Raw genomic sequence first — 18484 nt, forward strand, 5'->3', positions numbered from 1 at the left:
GGGTGTTTCTAATAAGGAGCACCTCTTTTGACCAACAAAAGGGGGGAACAAGTATGCTTCAATCTAATATGGATGTAAGTTTAGAAAGTTTAGTAAACTCATTACAGTCTACTCGAAGCACGCTATTATCAGAAATTGAAATGTTAAATGACACCGAAGTGAATGTAAAGCCACGCCGTGATAAATGGAGTATTATTCAAATTTTACACCACTTGCATTTAGTTGAACAATCTGTCACGTCTGCCCTTGTATATGCTTTACAAAAAAATGAAAGAAACATGACTCCATTTAAAGACCTCCAACTTACGCTTGATCGCACACATAAACGAGAAGCTCCTCAGCAAATGCAACCAACAGAAACTTTAATGAAAAAACAGCAAGGAATTCAATTGCTAGAACATTCACGACAAGAACTATTACACGCACTTCATAGTGTTATAGATGAAAAAGATCTATTTGAAAATGGATTAAAGCATCCTGTTTTTAATGATCTGAATTTGTATCAATGGGTTCAATTTCTTGATTTGCATGAACAAAGACATCTTACGCAGTTAAAAGAGGCGAAACATGCAATTTTGCAGCGCTAAAGTGGAAGAAGTGGGAAACCACTTCTTTTTTGATACGTGCATAGTTTTCTTTCTTATTTTGGAATACTACATGGAGAAAGAAAAGAAGGAGTTGAAAAAACATGTCTAAGAAGAAGCGAGAAGAAGAGCGCGCCTGGAAAGCACGTAAAGAAAATCAACAACCACACGGAAAAGTGAAAGCTTTTGCTGAATTAGTTGAAGGAACAGAAAAAACGTGATGAGTATTTCATCACGTTTTTTGTATGAGTGGAAACGTTAATAAAAAGGTTGTACCGATTCCTTTTTCACTTATAATATCAATTTTTCCATTCATAGCTTGAACAACACTGAATACGACCATCATTCCAAGTCCAGTGCCTTTTTCTTTCGTTGAATAAAAAGGAGAGCCAAGACGTTTTACTTGTTCCGAATCCATACCGACTCCTGTATCTTTTATATATAACTGAATATGCTTATGATCAGGAACTAATGTGAAATAAAGATCACCGCCTTTTGGCATAGCCTCAATGCAATTTTTTAAAATATTTAATAAACATTGATTTAGTTTTTGCTTTTCTCCAGCGATAAAAAAAGAAGTGCTTTGCTTTATATAATGAGTACGTACATTTGTTAAATTAGCAAGCGGTGTAATTAACGACAATGCATGTAGTAATTCTTCTTCTAACTGTAATGTTTGCTCTTTTTCAATGCTAGGTTTGGCAAAGGTTAAATAATCTGTAAGAACATGATTTGCTTGTTCGATGCCGTTAATGGCAATGTCAATATATAATTTTCGTTCCTGCTCAGTGCATGTATCTGATTGTAACAGTTGTAAAAACCCTTTCGTTGAAGTTAATGGATTGCGAATTTCATGAGAGATAGATGCTGCCATTTCACCAATTAAATGAAACTTTTCAGCATTTATAAGTTCGTTTTGGAGACGAACTTGAGTTTGTAATATGTGTAGTAAATATAAAATTAGGATTGTACCAAGCATTGAACATAACTCATACACAATAATATGCGGTATATAATCAGTCTTATTTGTAACCTTGGAAAGGAAGAAGGGTATCCAACTAAATCCGTATGTGAGACTGTAGATAATAGCAAGTGTTATTTTTATACGATTAGAAGTTCGATTGAAAAATTTATATGTTAATAGTAGAACAATAAATAGAAGAACAGAACCGATAAGAGATGGGAAAACACCTACCCCACCTAATAATAAGCGATATATGTTTAATACAACTAAGATAGAACCACCAGCAATAGGCCCTCCCGTTAATGTACCGACAATTAATACAATATGGCGCATATCAAATTGAAAACCATTATTTATTTTTGCTGCAAATGTAATACAGAGTACGGTAGCGAGGCAACAGAGTACAATAAATATAGCTGAATTTAATTTAGGAGAGCGTTTCCCTTTTTGATTCCAAAATAAATGATATACGAGCATTGTAATCAGGATGAATAATATATTTAAAAAGAGATAAATAATAAAGGATTTCAGTGGGATGCCCCCTCTCTTCTTATATTAAATTAATCATACTATAAAATGAAAGAAATGAAATGAAAAATAACCGAAAAATCAGAAATTTTTACGCTAGTATACAATATGTTACAATAAGCTGTGTCAATGAAAGAAGAAATTCCGTGCACCGCGCGGGAGAGGTTCGCGAACTCCCTCTATAAAAAACTATGGAAACAACAATATCCTTAGGTATTGTTTTGTTTTTTTATTGTGACAGTTCAAGAACGTTCTTTCTTCTTATTTATAGTAGAGAAGGAGAATGAGTGTAATGAAAAAAGAAAAAGCAGTTGTTGTTTTTAGTGGAGGACAAGATAGTACAACATGTTTATTTTGGGCAATAGAGCAGTTTGCAGAGGTAGAAGCTGTAACGTTTAATTACAATCAACGTCATAAGCTAGAAATTGATTGTGCAGCGGAAATTGCGAAAGAGCTAGGAATAAAGCATACGGTACTAGATATGAGTCTATTAAATCAACTTGCTCCAAATGCGTTAACGAGAACGGATATGGAGATTACACATGAAGAAGGTGAATTGCCATCGACATTTGTAGATGGACGAAATTTACTCTTCTTATCATTTGCTGCTGTATTAGCAAAACAAGTGGGAGCACGTCATATTGTAACGGGTGTATGTGAAACTGATTTCAGCGGTTATCCAGACTGCCGTGACGTGTTTGTGAAATCGTTAAATGTTACATTAAATTTATCTATGGATTATCCGTTTGTCATTCACACGCCACTTATGTGGATTGATAAAGCTGAAACATGGAAATTATCAGATGAACTTGGAGCATTTGAGTTTGTTCGAGAAAAAACATTAACATGTTATAACGGAATCATTGGTGATGGTTGCGGTGAATGTCCAGCATGTCAACTTCGTAAAGCAGGATTAGATACGTATCTGCAAGAACGCGAAGGAGCGAACAACTAATGGATAACTTTTTTGGATTTCGCATCGTAGAGAATTTGCAAAAAATGGACAAGGATATTCAGCGTAAACAACTCAAATATCATAATAAAAGAGTAATGGTCAGTAAGGAATTTACATTTGATGCAGCGCACCATTTACACTGTTATGAAGGGAAATGTAAAAACTTACATGGTCACACATATAAAGTTGTATTTGGAATTAGTGGATATGTAAATGAAATAGGTCTTGCAATTGACTTTGGAGATATAAAAGAAATTTGGAAAAATGAAATAGAAATTCATTTAGATCATCGTTATTTAAACGAAACGTTACCAGCAATGAATACGACTGCTGAAAATATGGTCGTTTGGATTTATGAAAAGATGGCAGAAGCACTAACAAAAGAGAATCGTGTGAACGAATATAAGGGAGCTCGCGTTGAATTCGTTCGTCTATTTGAGACACCGACTAGTTATGCGGAAGTAAGACGGGAGTGGATGCTCGATGAGTAAAATCCCTGTCTTAGAAATATTCGGTCCGACTATTCAAGGTGAAGGAATGGTTGTAGGGCAAAAGACAATGTTTATCCGTACAGCTGGTTGTGATTATAGCTGCGCTTGGTGTGATTCTGCTTTTACGTGGGATGGATCAGCTAAAGATCAAATTAGACAGATGACAGCAGAAGATATTTGGAGTGAGCTTGTTGCAATTGGAGGAGAAAATTTTTCTCATGTTACGATTTCAGGTGGAAATCCGGCATTACTGAAAAATATTGAGTTTCTTCTTTCTATATTAAAAGAAAATGGAATGCGAACGGCAATTGAAACACAAGGGAGTAAGTGGCAAGATTGGTTACTTGAAATTGATGAGGTAACAATTTCGCCAAAACCACCAAGTTCGACGATGAAAACAGATTTTCAGAAGTTAGATGCTATGATTCAGAAACTAGCAGGAAAAGATATTAGTTTAAAAGTAGTAGTATTCGATGATTATGATTTTGAATATGCAGTTAAGATGCACGAACGTTATCCAAAGGTACCATTTTTCTTGCAAGTAGGAAACGATGATACAAAAACAGTGGATGATGCGATGCTTATTAAAAAATTATTAGATAAGTATGAGTGGCTGATTGATAAAGCTGTAAATTGTAAAGAGATGAATGATGCAAAAGTATTGCCTCAGCTTCATGCGTTAGTATGGGGAAATAAACGCGGTGTATAATGAGAAGGGATGTTTAAAAATGGCAGGAAGATTAGATGAAGATTTAAAAGATGTAACATTATTAGGAAATCAAAATACAAAATATTTATTTGAATATAGCCCAGAAATATTAGAGGTATTTGATAATAATCATCCAAACCGTGATTATTTTGTAAAATTCAATTGTCCTGAATTTACAAGTTTATGCCCGAAAACAGGACAACCAGATTTTGCAACAATTTATATTAGCTATATTCCAGAGCAAAAAATGGTAGAGAGTAAATCTTTAAAGTTGTATTTATTTAGTTTCCGCAATCATGGTGATTTCCACGAAGATTGCATGAACGTTATTATGAACGACTTAATTAAATTAATGGATCCACGTTACATTGAGGTATGGGGGAAATTCACACCACGTGGTGGCATTTCAATTGATCCATACTGCAACTACGGTCGCCCAGGGACGAAGTATGAACAAATGGCTGACTACCGCATGATGAACCACGATCTATATCCGGAAACAATTGATAATCGTTAATAGAAAGAAAGGGCCTGTATACTATACAGGCCCTTTCTTTCTATTATATTATGCATTTTGATTAATGACAGTATAGTTTTTATGACTTACAACTGTAAGAGGTTCCATATCTAGTTCTCTAAAATTCTTCATAATTGTTATATCAACAATAACAGAGTTTTGATTTACTTTTTGAACACGGCCTTGCATTCCACCTTTAAATTCGATGATATCTCCAGTTTCTGCGATCTGCATAAGCAACTCTCCTTGTTACAGTTTTCCCAAAAAAAGAATAAATTTGGGTTTTTTTATTTCCTCCTATTTTGAACCATATTTCCTACTTTGTAAATGTTTCCAAAGTAAAAAATCGAAAAATATTCACTTTTTGTAAGAAAATATGTAAAAAATCCATGTTATTTGAAAAAAATAGCGAAAATGCGGGAATCTTTATATCGAGGTATAATGAAAAAGTAGAATAACCTACTGAAGTGGGAGAAATTAGAGGCGGTAAAATGATGTTTGAATTTGTGGGGAGTGTTATAGCTTTAATTTTATTTTTATTTTCTTATATGCATTTAAAAAAGATTCGTCAATATGATACGAGTACATATTTTGATGGGATGGATGGTATCCATGCTTCGATAACACATGATAGTGGTGGGGAGATGTAAAGGTATATAACTTTATTTTCTTGCGTGGTATGATGTTTAGAACTAGTGCATAATAAAGTTCGTAAGTGATGAATGGAGAGTGAAGAGAATGAAGATTTCTTTTATTCGTCATGGTTGTTTAGGTCGTATAAGAGAACCGATGACAATTACTTCATTTCACGAATGGATGAAACAGTATGATTCCGAGTCAATGATACAAAAAGCTAAAATGCCGATAGAAACAATAGAGGCAATTGAAGCAGCGAAATTTGTCTTAACAAGTGATCAAAGGCGTGCTGTACAATCAGCAGCTGAATTAACGGATTCTTTATCTTTTATGCAAAATTCTCTTTTTAGAGAAGCTGAAGTTCCTTCATGCTTTTTTGCTCCGAAGTGGTTGAAATGCAAAATTAAGGTATGGATGTTCATTGGACGAACATTATGGATACTTGGCTACCATAAAGGTGTTGAGTCCTATAAGGAAGTAAGAGAGAGGGCAAGGCAAGCGGCTTACCTGTTACATCGTTATGCTCTCGTACATGGAAGTATTGCTCTTGTAGGTCATAATTATTTTAATTCGATGATTGGAGCGGAGCTGAGGGCAATGGGATGGTCTGGTTCTCCTATTTTGCATAGAAAGCCATGGGGATGTACAACATATACGTTTCACGAGGCGATGGATGGAAATATATTAAATACGAATTTAACATAAAAGCACACGATTTATATAAATCGTGTGCTTTCTTTTTAAGATATAGAAATTTTGACGTTTAATGGTTTTACGAGATGAGCATAAGGTTCGCCTACTAGCATAACAATTTCATCTTTTTTATAACCTAACTTTTCGTATAATGAATAGGCGCGTGTGTTTTCTAAATTAACAAGTAAAGCGATTTTTTCATGCCCTTTTTCAGTTGCATAGATTTCGGCAGCTTCAATTAATTTAGAACCGATACCTTTTCCGCCGTGTGCACTTGAAACTGATAATGTATCAATGTAATACTCATCAAGCTCAGCTTCTTTTTCTAACGTAATTGATTCATCATTATGTAATTCTCTTAAGTGATGTACAATTGGTGCATCAAGCTGTGTTGCTTCACTACCGTGATAAGCGACAATAACTCCAACTGCACCCCCGTCTTGCTCATATACAAAACAGTTTTCATAGCTCAGTCGATTTTTCTTTTTTGAGAACCATGTTTCAAGTCCTAGTAATACTTCTGTCTCAACTGTGCTACCTGTGATTTTTTCAGCAATTTCGTGCAGAGCGTTATACAATAAAGGTGCTACCAGTTTCGCATCTGTCTTTTTTGCTTTCCGAATCATAGTATCCCTCCTAGTTCTATTCATATATTGTAGCATAGCGGTGTGAAACTTTGCATAATTGAATGTCGAAATGTTTGATATAGAGAAGTAGCTATGTTAGTATATGATATTTAGTGGACATATACTAAAGAGATATCTTTTGAAAAATAATGAAAATGAAATGAAGGTATAGCATCTGGATAATTTTACAGTTGTTGACCTATAGAATATAAGATAAAATAAAATATTGCATAGAGGTGAAATACATGGATAAAGAATTAGCAAATACAATTTTGGATCAGCTGAAAAATGGTGAAATAAAGGAGTATGTTGTTACGAAAGATGTATTTTATACGTTCAGAGAAGTTTTAGTAAATCGAGAAGACTTTAAACATTTCATTGGTAACGCACAGCGAGGCGGGCAAGTGATTTATACATATTCAGAAACGCCACGTTCATAAAGGGGAATTTTGATCAGCAGGGCATCTCTCACTGATTAGTAGCCTTCACCAATCGGACGTTTAATGCGGGATAAATAAAAGATAAAGGAGAGGGGAATTATGGGCGATTTTAAACAAGGCATTTTACCACATTGGGATTATATGTGGAAAGATAGAGCCGGCAATCGATTTATGGGAATGGTTATGTATCCAGAGAAAAGAAAATGTTCAGCAAAAATGCTTCAGAAAATAAAAAGAGCATATGAAGAAGCAGTAGAAATTAAAGTAACTGTACAAGTTCAACATACATATCAGTACGTAGAAGGAATGATTGTATACTTTGATGAAGAGGCTCCTGTATGTACAATGATTGATAAAGATGAAAATCCGCATCATATATTTGTAAAAGATATTTTGCGCATTGAGCAATCTGAATAAACTTTTCATAAATAAATTGAAGTTCCATAATAATAATCTTTTTCTATAATAGTTATCTTTTAGTATGTAACGAGAAACGAAAGTATATGTATAATATATTTAATAAGGTAAATTTGATAAATGTAATCTTTTTTTAGAGCAGATTATAGTTTCATATCTGTTCTTTTTTGCGTGATGCTGGAGAAATATATTTCTTCAGCATCTACCGTTTTATGACAAAATATATTGTTAACTTTTTTAAAAATAAGGTTAAATTCGTTGACAACTTTTTTGAAAAGCACTTTATTGACATGAGTTTTAGAATGTTGTTTCATAGTCATTGTATTGAAAAAAAACGGCTATCATGTCGAAAAGTAAAAGTTAAAAAAAGAAAGAATTTATACATATATCTTGTGTCTTATTTTGAAACGTAATACAATATATAGAGAAATCAAGAACAACATATAGAGAATATAGATTTGAGAGGGAGGGTCGGAAATGTTAGTTGCATATGATTCTATGACAGGAAACGTGAAGCGTTTCATTCACAAATTAAATATGCCGGCCGTTCAAATTGATGAAGATCTAGTAATAGATGAAGACTTTATTCTTATTACGTATACAACAGGTTTTGGCAATGTACCAGAACGTGTTTTAGACTTTTTAGAGCGCAATAATGAAAAATTAAAAGGCGTATCTGCAAGCGGCAATCGTAACTGGGGAGACATGTTCGGTGCAAGTGCTGACAAGATTTCTACTAAATATGAAGTGCCTATTGTATCAAAATTTGAGTTATCTGGAACAAATAACGATGTAGAATATTTTAAGGAAAGGGTGCGGGAGATTGCGACACATTGAACTGAATAATGAAATCACGCAAATGCAGGACGGTTTTTATCAGCTTCATAAAGATAAAGAGGCATTAGAAGTCTTTATGGAAGAAGCTAGAGAGAATACCGTTCCTTTTAATAGCGTGGCAGAGCGAATGGAGTATATGAAAGAACATGATTACTATTACAACGTTCTGGACGAGTATAGCTTGGAGGAAGTAGAGGAAGTATATAACATCGCTTATGGTGAAAACTTCGAGTTCCAATCTTATATGGCAGCATCTAAGTTCTACAAAGATTATGCGTTAAAAACGAATGATCAAAAACAATACTTAGAAAGCTATGAAGATCGTGTAGCAATTGTTTCATTATACTTAGGACGCGGTGATGTTTCGAAAGCAAGACAATTCGCAAGCATGATTGTAAAACAAAACTACCAACCAGCGACACCAACCTTTTTAAATGCGGGAAGAAGCAGAAGAGGAGAAATGGTGTCTTGTTTCTTGTTAGAGATGGACGATAGTTTAAATTCAATCGGCTTTAACATTAATACTGCGATGCAATTATCAAAAATCGGCGGGGGAGTAGCTTTAAACTTATCTAAGCTACGCGCACGTGGTGAGCAAATTAAAGGTATCGACAACGCTGCAAGTGGTGTAGTACCTGTTATGAAATTGCTTGAAGATTCGTTTTCATATGCGAATCAGCTTGGCCAACGAAAAGGTGCCGGTGCAGTATATTTAAACATTTTCCATTGGGATATTATTGAATTCCTTGATACAAAAAAAATAAATGCCGATGAGAAGAGCCGTATTCAGTCTCTATCAATCGGAATTATCGTTCCAAGTAAGTTCTTTGAGCTTGCTGAGAAAAACGAACCTTTCCATGTTTTCGCGCCTTATACGGTTTATAAAGAATATGGCAAGCATTTAGATGATATTGACATTGATGAAATGTACGATGAATTAATGAGCAATCCGAAAGTGAAGAAGAAGCCACTAGATATTAGTGCACGTGATATGCTTATTAAAATTGCCATGATTCAGCTTGAGTCTGGTTACCCATACTTAATGTTTAAATCAAATGCAAATAATCAACATCCATTGAAGGATATTGGAACTGTGAAGATGTCGAACTTATGTACAGAAATCTTCCAGCTTCAAGAAACTTCAGAAATAAATGATTACGGTACAGATGACATTATCCGTCGTGATATTAACTGTAACTTAGGATCGTTAAATATCGTAAACGTAATGGAAAATAAAGAAATTCGTGAAGCAGTTCATGCGGGAATGGAAGCTTTAACAGCTGTTTCTGATATGACGATTATTCCGAATGCACCAACTGTGAAAAAAGCGAATGACGAGCTTCATTCAGTTGGACTTGGAGCAATGAACTTACACGGATATTTAGCAAAAAATAAAATCGCTTATGAAAGTGCAGAAGCGAAAGAATTCGCTCGTACATTCTTTATGATGTTAAATTACTATTCTATTGAGAAAAGTATGGAAATCGCTACAGAAAAAGGCGAGACATTTAAAGACTTCGATAAATCTGATTATGCGAATGGCACATACTTTGAAAAGTATGAAACGACAGATTACAGCCCAGTAACTGAAAAAGTTCAGCAACTATTTGAAGGAATTCATATTCCAACAAAAGAAGATTGGACAAGTTTAAAAGAGCAAGTGCAAAAGAATGGTTTATACAACTCATATCGTCTTGCCATTGCTCCAACACAATCAATCAGTTACGTTCAAAATGCAACTTCAAGCGTAATGCCGATCGTAAGTCAAATCGAATCAAGAACATATGCGAACGCGACAACATATTATCCAATGCCGTATTTATCAAAAGATACGTTCTGGTACTATAAATCTTCTTACGATATGAATCAGTTTAAATTAATTGATTTAATCGCAGAAATTCAAGAACATATTGACCAAGGAATTAGTACAATTCTTTACGTTAATAGTGATATTTCAACACGTGAATTAGCACGTTACTACATCTATGCACATAAAAAAGGCTTAAAGAGTCTGTATTATACGAGAACACGTAAATTAAGCGTGGAAGAGTGTGTGGCTTGTACCGTTTAATATAAAAAGTGAGACATGATGAGCAGGGTTTTCTGAACCCTGCTCATGCTTAGTTATCATATTTAGAGAAGGGGCGATTTAATGCGTGCGGTAAACTGGAACAAAAAAGAAGATGATTTTAGTTTAATGTTTTGGAAGCAAAACATCGCTCAGTTTTGGACAGAAGAAGAAATTGCGGTTTCGTCTGACAAAAATACTTGGGTGCAATTATCGAAAGAAGAGCAAATTGCTTATAAGCGTGTATTAGGTGGTTTAACACTTTTAGATACGAAACAAGGTGGCGAAGGAATGCCACTTGTACTTGTTCATCTTGAAAATTTACAAGCGAAAAGTGTATTAGCTTTCATGGGAGCTATGGAAGAAGTACATGCGAAAAGTTATAGTCACATTTTCACAACGTTAGCTACAGAAGAAGAGATTGATGATATTTTTGACTGGGTAGACAATCATCCGTTACTTGAGAAAAAAGCTGGTATTATTACTGGTTACTATCGTCGTTTATTAAAGCCTGAAGTAACAAAAAAAGAGTTATACATGGCAATGGTAGCAAGTGTGTTCTTAGAAAGTTACTTATTCTATAGCGGATTCTTCTATCCACTTTACTTAGCTGGTCAAGGAAAACTAACAGCAAGTGGTGAGATTATCAACTTGATAATTCGTGATGAGTCAATTCACGGCGTATTCGTCGGTATTTTAGCACAACAAATCTTCGCAGAACTTTCTGCAGAAGAGCAACAAGAAGTGCAAAAAGAAACACAAGAGTTATTAATGGAACTATATGAAATTGAAATGGCCTATACAGAAGAAATTTACACTTCTATCGGTCTAGTAGAAGATGTAAATCGTTTCGTTCGTTACAATGCAAATAAAGGGCTTATGAACTTAGGACTTGAGCCGAAGTTTGAAGAAGAAGAAATTAACCCAATCGTTTTAAATGGTTTACGTACAGATACGAAAAACCATGATTTCTTCTCTGTAAAAGGAAATGGTTACGTAAAAGCAACGAACGTTGAAAAGTTAGCTGACGATGACTTCGTGTTTAACTTTTAATATAGGATTATAAAGAAAAACTGTCTTATTCATTGATAAGACAGTTTTTCTTTATAATTTTGTTTACATAACACTATTATTTTTGTATAGCGATTTATATTGGGAAGTTCTATTCGTTTAACGGATAGAACTTTTTTGTAATTAAATGGGTATTTACAAACCTTTTGTATCGGTGTATTATTTAACTAGTACACCGATACGGAAGGAGGGAAGAAATGAAAATAGAGTTTTCTCCAAATACACCAATTTACATTCAGGTAATGGAATACATAAAAAAAGAGATCGTAACAGGACATTTATTGCCTGGTGATAAAATTCCCTCTGTCCGTGAATTAGCGAGTGAATTACAAGTGAATCCAAATACGATTCAGCGTACATTTCAAGAGCTAGAACGGGATGGAGTTGTTGTAACACGTAGAGGAATGGGACGGTATGTAACGAATGAAGGGGAGAAAATTATGGAGCTGCGAAAAGAGATGGCGAAAGAATTACTTCATTCTTTTATAGATGGAATGGACAATTTAGGTTTTTCAGAAGAAGAAATTCTTACAATTCTTCGTTCTTCATTACATGATAAGAGGGAGGAGAGCCAATGACAAAGCTATTAAAAATAGAAAACTTATGGAAGAGATATGGATTAAAAGCAGTGATCCGTGAATTAAACATAGAGATTACGGAAGGGAAAATCGTTGGGCTTGTTGGAGATAACGGGAGCGGGAAAACGACGTTATTGAAAATGATTGCAGGCTTGCAATATCCTTCTGAAGGTAGGATTACAATAGATGGTAAAAAGGTAGGGTTACAGTCGAAAGAAATCGTTTCATTTATGTCCGATAAGCCAGTCTTTGATGATTGGATGACTGTAAAAGATGCTTTATTTTTTTACCGAGATTTTTATAAAGACTTCGATATTCAAAAAGCAGTAGATACGATTGCAGAATTTAAAATACCGTTAGAAGAAAAAATTACAGCATTGTCAAAAGGTATGGTTGAGAAGCTGCAGATTATTTTAACGTTTTCTCGAGAAGCGAAGCTATATGTACTGGATGAGCCATTGGGCGGGATTGATCTTGTTTCTAGAGAACATGTACTTGAGCTAATACTTAAATTTTATCGTGAAGATTGTACGCTACTTATATCGACTCATTTAATAAGAGAAATCGAAAATATATTCGATGAAGTAATCTTTTTGAAAGATGGAGAAATAATATTGCATGAAAATGTGGAAGAACTACGATTTCAAAAGGGTAAAGCGGTACATGAGCTGTTTAAGGAGGCCTATGAGAAATGAGTCAGCTTTTTCTTTATCTGTATAATTGTAATAAGAGAAAGATAGCCATTATTTACTTTGGTTTTATTACAGTTTCATTAATTCTTTTATTTAATATGAAAGGAGTTTCAGGAGTTAGAATTTCAGGTAGGCAAGATATAATTATTATTATATTCTTTATCATACTAGGTATAAATGGATTTGCAATTCTTTTAACAGGTATATCGTCTTTTCGGAAAATGTTAAAAAACTCTATGCTACGTTATACTTCTATTTCAGCAAAAAAGTATATATGTGCAAATATTTTATTCTGTGTACTACTCTTTATGATTTTGCTAGGAATAGGAATCATTTTTCTATACTATTTTTCTTTAAATATTTACAATGGAAAAACTAATTTAGGTATTCAGCAAGCAATACACAGTTTATATAATTATGGAATATTACATCATATGTTATCTATTTTCTTATGGGGACTAGATTTTCTTAATATGCTAGTTTCTATTTATTTTATTATAGTAATTGTAAAGCTATTAAATGTGAAATCATCGATGAATAAAGTTGCTTGTTTAGTTTTATTCGTCATTTTTACCGCATTTAATGGAGGAATAACGTATATTTTTCAGCAAATAGAAAAGTATGTGTTTGCTATAAATAATATTGGATTTATAGATCAAAATGGTTTTTTAAATACATCATTTTATTCTGGTACAGAGGTTACAATTTTAAATCTATTTTTTAATTGTTTATTAACAATTATATTACTAGTAGTTACAGGTAACATAATCGATAAAAAACTAGAAGTCTAAAGGAGGAATCAGCATTGGGAAACGTAGTAGTAAAGTTAGAGAATGTTCGAAAAAAGATTGGTGGAACGGAAATTATTCGTGGTTTATCATTTGAGGTTCGTGAAGGAGAAGTATACGGATTCCTTGGGCCGAACGGTAGCGGTAAGACGACGACGATCCGTATGATGACAGGTCTTATTTCAATGACAGAGGGCGATATTACAATTTGTGGACATAGTATTCGCTCGGAGCGTGAAAAGGCGCTAGAGCAAATTGGAGCGATTGTAGAAAATCCTGAACTATATGATTATATGACAGGAATGCAAAACTTAAAGCATTTTGCGAACATGGCCATTACACCAATTAGTAAAGAGCGCATTGCTGAGATTATAAAGCTTGTTGAATTAGAGCATGCGATTCATAAAAAGGTGAAAACATATTCACTTGGTATGAAACAACGTTTAGGAATTGCACAAGCATTACTTCATCAGCCGAAAATCTTAATTTTAGATGAGCCGACAAATGGATTAGATCCAGCTGGTATTCGCCAAATTCGTGATTATTTACAACGTTTAGCGAAAGAAGAGAATATTGCTGTAATCGTATCAAGTCACTTATTGAGTGAAATTGAATTAATGTGTGATCGCGTCGTTATTATTAAACAAGGTGAGTTTGTTCAAGAGTACAACTTACATGAAAAAGTGAAACATGATGAGGCAGTCGTTGTAGCGTTTGAAGTAGATGAAGTTCAGAAAGCGAATGAAATCATTAAAGGCAAAGCAAAAGGGAATGTAATTGTAGCATCTGTAACAAAAGACAACATTCCGCAACTTGTAAAAAAACTTGTTCATGCTGATGTGCTTGTATACGGAGTTACTGTTCAAAATAAAACGTTAGAGGATGAGTTCTTAGCGATTACTGGGGGAGTGAAAGCGTAATGTTTAAATTAATTCAAAATGAATTTTTAAAGTTGCATGCGAAAAAAGGTATGTATATTTTAATAGGTGTAATTGCTTTATTGGAGATTTTAGGAACAGTAGTATTGGCGAAATGGGGCGACGCTGGTAGCTTAAGTGGATCTTACTTAGATTTTGCGAGTTCAAATATCGGCTTAATTATGATATTCACAACGATCTTTGGAATTACAATAGCTTCTCGTACAATTACAGATGAATTCCAAAAAGGAACGATTAAGCAATTATTAATTCGTCCAAGAAAACGAATGACAATTTTATTTTCTAAATATATTACAGTATTATTAACGATGTTATTTATCGTATTTGCTAGTACGTTAATTGCTTTGATTATTGGTGTAATTGTAATGGACGGTAGTAAAACTGAATTAACGTTAGGAATTGTTTTAAAAACAATATTATATCAGCTGCTATCACCATTTTTCTTTGCAACACTTGCATTTTTCTTAGCAAATGTGTTTAGAAAGTCTGTATTACCAATAATTATTACGATGTTTCTATTATTCTTACAAGGTACAATTAACATGGTATTAATGATGTTTGCAAAAGGTGTAGCGAAGTTTGTAGTATTCAGCCATTTGGATTTAAGAGCTTACGACAGCAATAAATTAATTAGTGGGGGAGTAGAACCTACATTTACAACTTCATTATTACTTATAGCTGCATACTTTGTTGTATTACTTGTAGCATCAAGTGCATTATTCCAAAAACGTGACGTATTATAATAAAAGAAATCCCCGCTTGTAAAAACGGGGATTTTTATTACATAAAATTCACTTAGATTGAAACTTGAAGAACAGCGATATGGTATTTTAAGAGATATGCTGTTTGAAATAATTTGAGAAAAATAGGAAGAGTTTCAACTATATTCATATTATAATTTAGTTATCCTGCTATTTATAGGGAAAGGATTGCCTATAAAGTACTGATTAAAGTTTTATTGTATTTTTACTATCTTTGGGGGTGTTTTATATGCACTATGCATTTTCACGTATAAGGCTACGTAGCTTTTTTGGATGGATGATTATAGGGGTGCTCCTTATAATGATCCCATTAGGTCTAGCAAATGTTTCTGAGAATACGATGGAGGTTATTTCACAAATAACTGTATTTTTTGTATTTCCGTTACTTTGGCTATACGTAAAAACAAATAAAAATAATGTTGTATTCAACAGTTTTTTTGATAAGCCAGGACGTTTACCTTGGGGATTAATTGTATTAGCAACGATAATGGGGATGATTTTTTCAGTTGGCATATCTCAGATTCAATTTTACATATTAGCACATACGTTACCGAATTTCTTAGTTACTATGCTAGAAGACGGAAATGTTATTAATACGAGTAACGTATATATGACGATATTTACTTTCATTTCAGCATGTGTGTTAGCACCTATTATGGAAGAGGTTATTTTTAGGGGATTTTTCTTACAGCGAATGGCTTATAAATGGGGAATTAAAAAAGCTGTAATTATATCTTCAATTATTTTTGGCCTAGGACATTTTGATGTTATTGGTGCGTTCATGTTTGGTATGGTTATGTGTCTTTTATACATAAAGACAAAAAATATATGGACGAATATAGCTGTGCACGCTCTAAATAATTTGATTGCAACAAGTATACAATTTTTCAGTGGAGAAGAAAGTGGTACAATCTCAATTACTGAATTACAAGCGCAAAGTAATTTATGGATTGGTATCGGTCTTACGCTTGTCGGATTACTTTGGTTAATTCCTTATATTAGGAAACAATGGCGTACAGTAAAAGAAGTTGGCGTGCCAACAGTACGTTTTATAAATGAGCAAAAAGTAGTGAATGCATCACAAGAGAATGAAGTGTATAGTCAAGTGATCGTAACCGATAGATTGATGGCCATAGAGTTACCAGATGAGGCTGTAAATAAGCTTAGGTTAGAAGAAAATGATTATGTAACAGTATCTGTAGAAGAAGATAAAATCGTTATAAAGAAAGCACATAGTAGATAATTAAAAAGTAGCTCCTAAGGAGCTACTTTTTAATTTGTAATAATTTCCACTCGGAAATTATTACCGTTCTTTACATATTTAATATCTGTAACAGTGCGGACCGTCTTTAAAATCTCCACTTTTTCACCAATTCGCGGGATGGTTGGAACATTGTCCCAAATACCAAGCAAGTCATCTAATTGTGCCGTTTTTTCATAAAACCAGATTTTCAATGTAAAGCCCCTTTCTCGAACTTTATGTATTTTAATACATAATATATTATTTTTATTCTTATTGTAAGGGGTTTTTTTATATTTTATGAATAAAAATAAATTAATCTTCTGGGAAGATATGTTCAATATCAGGAGTAAGAGATACTTCTGATAATACGATATGAGAAACGGTCGTTGCATATGAAGAAACATCATTGATAAATTCTTCAAGTTCAACGAGTGAAGGAACAGAAATTTTTACAATGTAGCATAAGCTTCCTGTTACTCGGTAACAAAAACTTGCAGATGGATAAGACTGAATAAATTGTTGCATACGTGTTGTATCACCATTTTTTAAAGTAATTTCTAAAATACAATCTAAAACGAGTCCAGCCTTTTTATAATCAATATCGATTGTGTATTTTTGAATAACACCTTCGCTTTCGAGCTTACGAACACGTTCTGAAGTAGACGGAGCAGATAAGTTTACTCGTTTCGCCAATTCACGCATCGAAAGGCGACTATCATTATATAATTCATTTAAAATTTTTCGATCAACACGGTCTAATTGCATTTGTAAATATACCTCCAGTAAAATAATGATTTTTGTAAAGGAAAAATATAAATTAAGATTCATATGAAATGTAAAGTGAACGTTATTTATTTTACAATAAAACAGAAGGAAATAGGAGGGGAAATGATGGAGAGAATTTCATTATCAAATGTAGGAGATACAAAGTTTCAAAAGTTATTAGGGCATAATTCGGATATATTACATTCGTGGAGTACGTTAGAAGATACACTGTACAATAAAGGAACTCTTTCAGCAGAGTTGAAGGAGCAAGTGAGAAGAACATTAGCGTATGGGAATGAATGTCCGTACTGTATGGCAAAGGGAAGACCTGATGATGTGCAAAAGGCAGAGGAGATTGGCGTAGCCGTTACTTTTGCGCATACATTTGTTCATGACCGAAAAGCAATAGATGATACTATGTTTCACGTATTAAAACAATATTGGACAGAAAAAGAAATTGTAGAGCTTTGCGCCTATGTTTGCTTTATTACTGCGTCACAACAACTTGGTTTTCTATTTCAATTACAGCCAAATTAAGGGGAAATGATGACAAATCAAATAGCACTTATCATAATCGATGTACAAAAGGCGTTTCAATTACCAGATTGGGGCGAGAGAAATAATATTTTTGCTGAAGAAAACATGAGAATTTTATTAGAAGAATGGAGAAAAAGGAAACGACCAGTTTTTCATATTCAACATGTAAATAAAGAAAATGCTCAGTCAATGTTTTATGAGAGAGCGGAAACGGTAAACTTTAAAGAAGAAGTGCAACCACTACTTGGTGAAGTGGTTATTCAGAAATTCGTTAACAGCGCGTTCATTGGGACAAATTTAGAAGAGCAATTAAGAAAGAACAAATGTAATGCAGTAGTGGTTGTAGGATTAACGACAAATCATTGCGTGGAAACTACGACACGAATGGCAGGGAATTTAGGATTTACAACGTATTTAGTGAGTGATGCAACGGCTACTTTTAACCGTAAAGGTTTAGATGGTAAGGAGTATAGTGCAGAAGATATTCACAATATGACACTTGTAAATTTACATGAAGAGTTTGCTACGATTGTGACGACAAAAGAAGTATTAAAATTATTTTAAGAAAATAATTGCGAATTATGTAGAAAAAAATAAGAATATTTCGTATAATCTAAGTACAATCATTTTGAAAATAGGGGTGGCA

The 18484-nt window shown here is 33.6% G+C and carries 26 protein-coding genes and 1 riboswitch; of the genes, 21 read left to right on the top strand and 5 right to left on the bottom strand.

The window, feature by feature from the left end:
- Positions 1-53: 53 nt before the first annotated feature.
- Both F3I02_RS16310 and F3I02_RS33960 read left to right on the top strand, forming a co-directional pair.
- Positions 54-587 carry a DinB family protein gene (locus F3I02_RS16310; RefSeq protein WP_000941971.1) on the top strand — a complete coding sequence of 178 codons (534 nt, stop codon included), beginning with the start codon at positions 54-56 and terminating at the stop codon, positions 585-587.
- Positions 588-688: 101 nt separating this feature from the next.
- Positions 689-805, top strand: coding sequence for a DUF6254 family protein (locus tag F3I02_RS33960; RefSeq protein ID WP_000038355.1), 117 nt, complete (start codon positions 689-691; stop codon positions 803-805).
- Between the two features lie 11 nt (positions 806-816).
- On the opposite strand, the gene kinB is transcribed toward F3I02_RS33960, so the two are convergent.
- Positions 817-2025 carry a sporulation sensor histidine kinase KinB gene (kinB, locus tag F3I02_RS16315; protein WP_002163901.1) on the bottom strand — a complete coding sequence of 403 codons (1209 nt, stop codon included), beginning with the start codon at positions 2023-2025 and terminating at the stop codon, positions 817-819.
- 206 nt (positions 2026-2231) lie between these two features.
- Positions 2232-2275, top strand: a riboswitch (PreQ1 riboswitch).
- 93 nt (positions 2276-2368) lie between these two features.
- On the opposite strand from kinB, the gene queC reads away from it, so the two are divergent.
- The 4 genes from queC to queF are packed head-to-tail and all read left to right on the top strand — an operon-like array spanning position 2369 to position 4748.
- Complete coding sequence (gene queC, locus F3I02_RS16320) at positions 2369-3031, top strand: 7-cyano-7-deazaguanine synthase QueC (protein WP_000711595.1); 663 nt, start codon at positions 2369-2371, stop codon at positions 3029-3031.
- Positions 3031-3522: a 6-carboxytetrahydropterin synthase QueD gene (queD, locus tag F3I02_RS16325; RefSeq protein ID WP_000368409.1), complete on the top strand. Its 492-nt coding sequence runs from the start codon at positions 3031-3033 to the stop codon at positions 3520-3522. The genes queC and queD overlap by 1 nt, the downstream gene beginning before the upstream one ends.
- Positions 3515-4231, top strand: a complete 717-nt coding sequence (gene queE / locus F3I02_RS16330; RefSeq protein ID WP_000036275.1) for a 7-carboxy-7-deazaguanine synthase QueE — start codon at positions 3515-3517, stop codon at positions 4229-4231. Before queD ends, queE begins: the two co-directional genes overlap by 8 nt.
- 19 nt (positions 4232-4250) lie before the next feature.
- On the top strand, positions 4251-4748 hold the full coding sequence (gene queF / locus F3I02_RS16335; RefSeq protein ID WP_002163902.1) for a preQ(1) synthase: 498 nt from the start codon (positions 4251-4253) through the stop codon (positions 4746-4748).
- A gap of 48 nt (positions 4749-4796) precedes the next feature.
- Here the strand turns inward: queF and F3I02_RS16340 are convergent, their stop codons facing one another.
- On the bottom strand, positions 4797-4982 hold the full coding sequence (locus F3I02_RS16340) for a YkvS family protein (protein ID WP_001165082.1): 186 nt from the start codon (positions 4980-4982) through the stop codon (positions 4797-4799).
- A 260-nt stretch (positions 4983-5242) separates the two neighbouring features.
- On the opposite strand from F3I02_RS16340, the gene F3I02_RS16345 reads away from it, so the two are divergent.
- Positions 5243-5398, top strand: a complete 156-nt coding sequence (locus F3I02_RS16345) for a hypothetical protein (RefSeq protein WP_000461432.1) — start codon at positions 5243-5245, stop codon at positions 5396-5398.
- 88 nt (positions 5399-5486) lie between these two features.
- Positions 5487-6089 carry a histidine phosphatase family protein gene (locus tag F3I02_RS16350; RefSeq protein ID WP_000703095.1) on the top strand — a complete coding sequence of 201 codons (603 nt, stop codon included), beginning with the start codon at positions 5487-5489 and terminating at the stop codon, positions 6087-6089.
- 35 nt (positions 6090-6124) lie between these two features.
- On the opposite strand, the gene F3I02_RS16355 is transcribed toward F3I02_RS16350, so the two are convergent.
- Complete coding sequence (locus F3I02_RS16355) at positions 6125-6703, bottom strand: GNAT family N-acetyltransferase (protein ID WP_196478182.1); 579 nt, start codon at positions 6701-6703, stop codon at positions 6125-6127.
- A gap of 245 nt (positions 6704-6948) precedes the next feature.
- Here F3I02_RS16355 and F3I02_RS16360 point away from each other — a divergent pair, with 245 nt between their 5' ends.
- From F3I02_RS16360 to F3I02_RS16410, 11 genes are all read left to right on the top strand, one after another.
- Positions 6949-7143, top strand: coding sequence for a hypothetical protein (locus tag F3I02_RS16360; protein ID WP_000356683.1), 195 nt, complete (start codon positions 6949-6951; stop codon positions 7141-7143).
- 99 nt (positions 7144-7242) lie between these two features.
- On the top strand, positions 7243-7560 hold the full coding sequence (locus F3I02_RS16365) for a hypothetical protein (RefSeq protein WP_000502202.1): 318 nt from the start codon (positions 7243-7245) through the stop codon (positions 7558-7560).
- A gap of 477 nt (positions 7561-8037) precedes the next feature.
- The gene (gene nrdI / locus F3I02_RS16370; RefSeq protein WP_000959447.1) at positions 8038-8397 is read left to right on the top strand and encodes a class Ib ribonucleoside-diphosphate reductase assembly flavoprotein NrdI; all 360 of its coding nucleotides are present in this window, start codon (positions 8038-8040) and stop codon (positions 8395-8397) included.
- The gene (gene nrdE / locus F3I02_RS16375; protein ID WP_001215839.1) at positions 8384-10468 is read left to right on the top strand and encodes a class 1b ribonucleoside-diphosphate reductase subunit alpha; all 2085 of its coding nucleotides are present in this window, start codon (positions 8384-8386) and stop codon (positions 10466-10468) included. Before nrdI ends, nrdE begins: the two co-directional genes overlap by 14 nt.
- A gap of 81 nt (positions 10469-10549) precedes the next feature.
- Complete coding sequence (gene nrdF, locus F3I02_RS16380; RefSeq protein ID WP_001203025.1) at positions 10550-11518, top strand: class 1b ribonucleoside-diphosphate reductase subunit beta; 969 nt, start codon at positions 10550-10552, stop codon at positions 11516-11518.
- 215 nt (positions 11519-11733) lie between these two features.
- Positions 11734-12114 (top strand): GntR family transcriptional regulator, encoded by a 381-nt coding sequence (locus F3I02_RS16385; RefSeq protein WP_000687512.1) that lies wholly within the window; start codon positions 11734-11736, stop codon positions 12112-12114.
- Positions 12111-12809: an ABC transporter ATP-binding protein gene (locus F3I02_RS16390; protein WP_000163897.1), complete on the top strand. Its 699-nt coding sequence runs from the start codon at positions 12111-12113 to the stop codon at positions 12807-12809. Before F3I02_RS16385 ends, F3I02_RS16390 begins: the two co-directional genes overlap by 4 nt.
- The gene (locus F3I02_RS16395; protein WP_000080430.1) at positions 12806-13597 is read left to right on the top strand and encodes a hypothetical protein; all 792 of its coding nucleotides are present in this window, start codon (positions 12806-12808) and stop codon (positions 13595-13597) included. The genes F3I02_RS16390 and F3I02_RS16395 overlap by 4 nt, the downstream gene beginning before the upstream one ends.
- A gap of 14 nt (positions 13598-13611) precedes the next feature.
- Entirely contained in the window at positions 13612-14514 is a 903-nt protein-coding gene (locus tag F3I02_RS16400; RefSeq protein ID WP_000528786.1) for an ABC transporter ATP-binding protein, read from the top strand.
- Positions 14514-15275, top strand: a complete 762-nt coding sequence (locus F3I02_RS16405; RefSeq protein ID WP_196478183.1) for an ABC transporter permease — start codon at positions 14514-14516, stop codon at positions 15273-15275. The genes F3I02_RS16400 and F3I02_RS16405 overlap by 1 nt, the downstream gene beginning before the upstream one ends.
- Positions 15276-15522: 247 nt before the next feature.
- The gene (locus tag F3I02_RS16410; RefSeq protein ID WP_196478184.1) at positions 15523-16536 is read left to right on the top strand and encodes a CPBP family glutamic-type intramembrane protease; all 1014 of its coding nucleotides are present in this window, start codon (positions 15523-15525) and stop codon (positions 16534-16536) included.
- 29 nt (positions 16537-16565) lie between these two features.
- On the opposite strand, the gene F3I02_RS16415 is transcribed toward F3I02_RS16410, so the two are convergent.
- Positions 16566-16748 (bottom strand): DUF3913 family protein, encoded by a 183-nt coding sequence (locus tag F3I02_RS16415; RefSeq protein WP_000707107.1) that lies wholly within the window; start codon positions 16746-16748, stop codon positions 16566-16568.
- A 100-nt stretch (positions 16749-16848) separates the two neighbouring features.
- Complete coding sequence (locus tag F3I02_RS16420; RefSeq protein WP_001175505.1) at positions 16849-17301, bottom strand: Lrp/AsnC family transcriptional regulator; 453 nt, start codon at positions 17299-17301, stop codon at positions 16849-16851.
- Positions 17302-17427: 126 nt separating this feature from the next.
- Here F3I02_RS16420 and F3I02_RS16425 point away from each other — a divergent pair, with 126 nt between their 5' ends.
- Together F3I02_RS16425 and F3I02_RS16430 are read left to right on the top strand one after the other, a co-directional pair.
- Complete coding sequence (locus F3I02_RS16425; protein WP_000439757.1) at positions 17428-17838, top strand: carboxymuconolactone decarboxylase family protein; 411 nt, start codon at positions 17428-17430, stop codon at positions 17836-17838.
- A 9-nt stretch (positions 17839-17847) separates the two neighbouring features.
- Positions 17848-18402 carry a cysteine hydrolase family protein gene (locus F3I02_RS16430; RefSeq protein WP_000184437.1) on the top strand — a complete coding sequence of 185 codons (555 nt, stop codon included), beginning with the start codon at positions 17848-17850 and terminating at the stop codon, positions 18400-18402.
- Positions 18403-18484: the final 82 nt, after the last annotated feature.

The sequence above is a fragment of the Bacillus sp. SRB3LM genome, from assembly GCF_015712745.1.
Classification (GTDB): domain Bacteria; phylum Bacillota; class Bacilli; order Bacillales; family Bacillaceae_G; genus Bacillus_A; species Bacillus_A thuringiensis_K.

What these genes read in the sequence shown, in the direction of transcription:
- F3I02_RS16310 (WP_000941971.1), top strand. Translation starts at nt 54, where the DNA reads ATGCTTCAATCTAATATGGATGTAAGTTTAGAAAGTTTAGTAAACTCA.
- F3I02_RS33960 (WP_000038355.1), top strand. Translation starts at nt 689, where the DNA reads ATGTCTAAGAAGAAGCGAGAAGAAGAGCGCGCCTGGAAAGCACGTAAA.
- kinB (WP_002163901.1), bottom strand. Translation starts at nt 2,025, where the DNA reads ATGCTCGTATATCATTTATTTTGGAATCAAAAAGGGAAACGCTCTCCT.
- queC (WP_000711595.1), top strand. Translation starts at nt 2,369, where the DNA reads ATGAAAAAAGAAAAAGCAGTTGTTGTTTTTAGTGGAGGACAAGATAGT.
- queD (WP_000368409.1), top strand. Translation starts at nt 3,031, where the DNA reads ATGGATAACTTTTTTGGATTTCGCATCGTAGAGAATTTGCAAAAAATG.
- queE (WP_000036275.1), top strand. Translation starts at nt 3,515, where the DNA reads ATGAGTAAAATCCCTGTCTTAGAAATATTCGGTCCGACTATTCAAGGT.
- queF (WP_002163902.1), top strand. Translation starts at nt 4,251, where the DNA reads ATGGCAGGAAGATTAGATGAAGATTTAAAAGATGTAACATTATTAGGA.
- F3I02_RS16340 (WP_001165082.1), bottom strand. Translation starts at nt 4,982, where the DNA reads ATGCAGATCGCAGAAACTGGAGATATCATCGAATTTAAAGGTGGAATG.
- F3I02_RS16345 (WP_000461432.1), top strand. Translation starts at nt 5,243, where the DNA reads ATGTTTGAATTTGTGGGGAGTGTTATAGCTTTAATTTTATTTTTATTT.
- F3I02_RS16350 (WP_000703095.1), top strand. Translation starts at nt 5,487, where the DNA reads ATGAAGATTTCTTTTATTCGTCATGGTTGTTTAGGTCGTATAAGAGAA.
- F3I02_RS16355 (WP_196478182.1), bottom strand. Translation starts at nt 6,703, where the DNA reads ATGATTCGGAAAGCAAAAAAGACAGATGCGAAACTGGTAGCACCTTTA.
- F3I02_RS16360 (WP_000356683.1), top strand. Translation starts at nt 6,949, where the DNA reads ATGGATAAAGAATTAGCAAATACAATTTTGGATCAGCTGAAAAATGGT.
- F3I02_RS16365 (WP_000502202.1), top strand. Translation starts at nt 7,243, where the DNA reads ATGGGCGATTTTAAACAAGGCATTTTACCACATTGGGATTATATGTGG.
- nrdI (WP_000959447.1), top strand. Translation starts at nt 8,038, where the DNA reads ATGTTAGTTGCATATGATTCTATGACAGGAAACGTGAAGCGTTTCATT.
- nrdF (WP_001203025.1), top strand. Translation starts at nt 10,550, where the DNA reads ATGCGTGCGGTAAACTGGAACAAAAAAGAAGATGATTTTAGTTTAATG.
- F3I02_RS16385 (WP_000687512.1), top strand. Translation starts at nt 11,734, where the DNA reads ATGAAAATAGAGTTTTCTCCAAATACACCAATTTACATTCAGGTAATG.
- F3I02_RS16390 (WP_000163897.1), top strand. Translation starts at nt 12,111, where the DNA reads ATGACAAAGCTATTAAAAATAGAAAACTTATGGAAGAGATATGGATTA.
- F3I02_RS16395 (WP_000080430.1), top strand. Translation starts at nt 12,806, where the DNA reads ATGAGTCAGCTTTTTCTTTATCTGTATAATTGTAATAAGAGAAAGATA.
- F3I02_RS16405 (WP_196478183.1), top strand. Translation starts at nt 14,514, where the DNA reads ATGTTTAAATTAATTCAAAATGAATTTTTAAAGTTGCATGCGAAAAAA.
- F3I02_RS16410 (WP_196478184.1), top strand. Translation starts at nt 15,523, where the DNA reads ATGCACTATGCATTTTCACGTATAAGGCTACGTAGCTTTTTTGGATGG.
- F3I02_RS16420 (WP_001175505.1), bottom strand. Translation starts at nt 17,301, where the DNA reads ATGCAATTAGACCGTGTTGATCGAAAAATTTTAAATGAATTATATAAT.
- F3I02_RS16425 (WP_000439757.1), top strand. Translation starts at nt 17,428, where the DNA reads ATGGAGAGAATTTCATTATCAAATGTAGGAGATACAAAGTTTCAAAAG.
- F3I02_RS16430 (WP_000184437.1), top strand. Translation starts at nt 17,848, where the DNA reads ATGACAAATCAAATAGCACTTATCATAATCGATGTACAAAAGGCGTTT.